Genomic DNA, 2,379 nt, shown 5'->3' with positions numbered 1-2,379 from the left:
GGCGGCACCGTCTACACCGTCGCCGACGACGTCCACGGCTCCGTCACCCGCCTGCCGGAATGCGCCGCCGACGTGGTCCGGTACTTCACCACCGGCCGCATCGACCGCGGCTGCGACGGCAGCCCCACCCCGAGCTGACCAACACCGGCCGAACCGCTCCCATCAGGTGTAGGCGATCAGTCGTCCGGCGGCGACAACTCCCACCCACGTGGTCAGCGACACGGCACCCGCTGCCCTGGCCGCCGCTGGTGGGTGCCGGTCGCCGTCCCACTCGGCGACCCGTCGATAGACACCGAGCTGGAACAGGGCCACGTTCATCCCGGCCACACCCAGCAACGCCAGCTTGACCGGCGCGGCGCCGGTGCCCGCGATCTCCCTGGCGCCGGCCACGAACATCGCCACCCCCGACACCGCCGCTGTGGCGAAGCCCGCGCGGGCCACCGGCAACAGACGCCGCGCCGCCGCCGACACGGAGATGGTCTCCCGGCCCGCGCCGAGCAGCCGCAGGTCGAACAGGGCGGCCGGGCCGACCAGCAGCGCCAGCCCCAGCAGGTGAACGATCTCCAACAAGGAGTACACCCACGGCGTCTCCCTGACGAATGCGGCCGGCCAGGTGCCCTCAAGCCACGCGAGAAGTTCCATGCCGTCTCCTCCTCACCCATACCGCGACAACCGCCCCGCCGCCGGCCAGGAGGCCACCACCCACCAACCACGGCAGCGCTCCCGCGCCGGCACTTCCATCGGAGACGGCAGGATCGGCAGGGGCCGCTTCGGATCCGCTTTCGGAGCTCGGCGAGGCCGGCGGCGGGCTCTGCGGCAGGGGAACCGAGCGCTGCCGGATCGCCCTGCCGTCCTGTCTGATAATCAGCTCTGGCCGGAACTCCTCCGCATGCTCGCGATGCACATAGCCCACGGCCTCCATCCGCTCGCCCTCCTGCACGCGGTCCGGCATGCCCCACGCAGTCAGTCGCTCCACCGGCGCGAGGATCAGCACCACCTCGTCATCCCGGCCATCGAACGCCTGGGTGCGCCGCAGCACCTCGCGTCCGCCAAGCTCCTCCAACTCCGCCGGGATGGGCCGCTCGGCGAGCCCGGACGGCACCCGCACCGGCGTGGCCACGCGTAGCCGTATCTGCGGGTGCGGATTGCCCCACCTCACCTCGCTCACCGTCCCGGACACATACAGCGGCCGCTCGGTCCTGAAGTCCTCCCAGCCGTGGTGGAGCGTAGTAAGGAGGGCAAGCCCGGAAATCATCAACTTCATGACCGCAACCCTGGCGGCTGCCGGCGTTTGCGACGGATCCATAGCCACAGACGTGCCGATTAATATCTGCTGCATATGAATCTTCGTCAGTTGCGCTACGCGATCGCTCTCGCCGAGGAGCTGAACTTCAGCCGGGCCGCGCTGCGCGAGGGCGTGCGGCAGCCGCCGTTCAGCCAGCAGATCGGCAAGCTGGAGGAGGAACTGGGCGTGCGGCTGTTCGAGCGCACGACCAGGCAGATCCGCCTCACGCCTGCCGGGGAGGCGTTCGTCGCAGAGGCCCGCGCCAGCCTGGCCCACGCCGCCCTGGCTGCCGAATCCGCCAGGCGGGCCGGCAGAGGAGAGGCGGGACGGTTGGTGATCGGGTTCGTCGGGTCGGCGACCACTTTCCTGCTGCCGAAAGTGCTGCGCCGCTTCCGGACCCGCTACCCGGGCGTGCAGGTGGAGTTGCGCGAACTGCCCACCGCCCAGCAGGCCGAGGAACTGCGACAGGGGCTGCTCGACGTCGGGCTCCTGCACGCGCCGATCGCAGGGCTCGCCACCGAGGCACTGACCACCCGTACCGTGGCTCGCGAGTTGCTGCTCGCCGCGCTGCCTGCCGGCCACCGCCAGGCCGCGCGCACGCCACTGCCGATGTCCGCCCTCGCCACCGAACCGTTCGTCATGTTTCCCAGACGGTACGGTCCCGCGCTGCACGACCAGATAACCGCCTTGGCCAGAGCGGCCGGATTCGAGCCTCGCATAGTGCAGGAGGCCGTGCAGATGCAGACCATCGTCGGCCTGGTGGCGGCAGGGATCGGCGTGTCCGTCGTGCCGGCATCGCTGGCCCGGCTACGGCGAGCCGACGTCGCTTTCCGCCCCCTTTCACCAGCCGCGCGAGCCGTCACCCTGGACGTGGCCTGGCGCACCGGTGACCCCAACCCGATGGTTCACAACTTTCGCTCCTTGCTGCCCAACCCTCCCGTCCAGGCCTCGACGAGGTCTGGTACGTGCACTTCAAGGGTCCTTGGTACATCTGGACTGACGGGCCCTGAACCCCACGATGCATAACCTCCCCAGCAGGGCGCTGTCAGTACCCGAAGGCCGCCGGTTGCCTGGTCCTCGCCCCTGTGATTCCC

General features: G+C 70.2%; 3 protein-coding genes. 1 reads left to right on the top strand and 2 read right to left on the bottom strand.

The features are described from left to right. Window positions 1–162: 162 nt before the first annotated feature. Both ACBJ32_RS59310 and ACBJ32_RS59305 read right to left on the bottom strand, forming a co-directional pair. Window positions 163–642 (bottom strand): hypothetical protein, encoded by a 480-nt coding sequence (locus tag ACBJ32_RS59310; protein WP_375134393.1) that lies wholly within the window; start codon window positions 640–642, stop codon window positions 163–165. Further along, a complete protein-coding gene (locus ACBJ32_RS59305) occupies window positions 620–1,264 on the bottom strand; it encodes a DUF6152 family protein (protein WP_375134392.1) in 645 nt (214 codons plus the stop codon). The genes ACBJ32_RS59310 and ACBJ32_RS59305 overlap by 23 nt, the downstream gene beginning before the upstream one ends. A gap of 75 nt (window positions 1,265–1,339) precedes the next feature. Between ACBJ32_RS59305 and ACBJ32_RS59300 the strand changes: the two genes are divergently transcribed. Continuing rightward, window positions 1,340–2,311: a LysR family transcriptional regulator gene (locus ACBJ32_RS59300; protein ID WP_375134391.1), complete on the top strand. Its 972-nt coding sequence runs from the start codon at window positions 1,340–1,342 to the stop codon at window positions 2,309–2,311. Window positions 2,312–2,379 lie beyond the last annotated feature (68 nt).

It is taken from the genome of Nonomuraea sp. GTA35, assembly GCF_041950525.1.
Lineage (GTDB): Bacteria > Actinomycetota > Actinomycetes > Streptosporangiales > Streptosporangiaceae > Nonomuraea.
Note: the sequence above shows the minus strand (reverse complement) of the source record. Positions and strands in the feature narration are given on the sequence as shown.

Bases quoted from the DNA above. Each gene is read 5' to 3' on its own strand.
- ACBJ32_RS59310 (WP_375134393.1), bottom strand. From the start codon at position 642: ATGGAACTTCTCGCGTGGCTTGAGGGCACCTGGCCGGCCGCATTCGTC.
- ACBJ32_RS59300 (WP_375134391.1), top strand. From the start codon at position 1,340: ATGAATCTTCGTCAGTTGCGCTACGCGATCGCTCTCGCCGAGGAGCTG.
- ACBJ32_RS59305 (WP_375134392.1), bottom strand. From the start codon at position 1,264: ATGAAGTTGATGATTTCCGGGCTTGCCCTCCTTACTACGCTCCACCAC.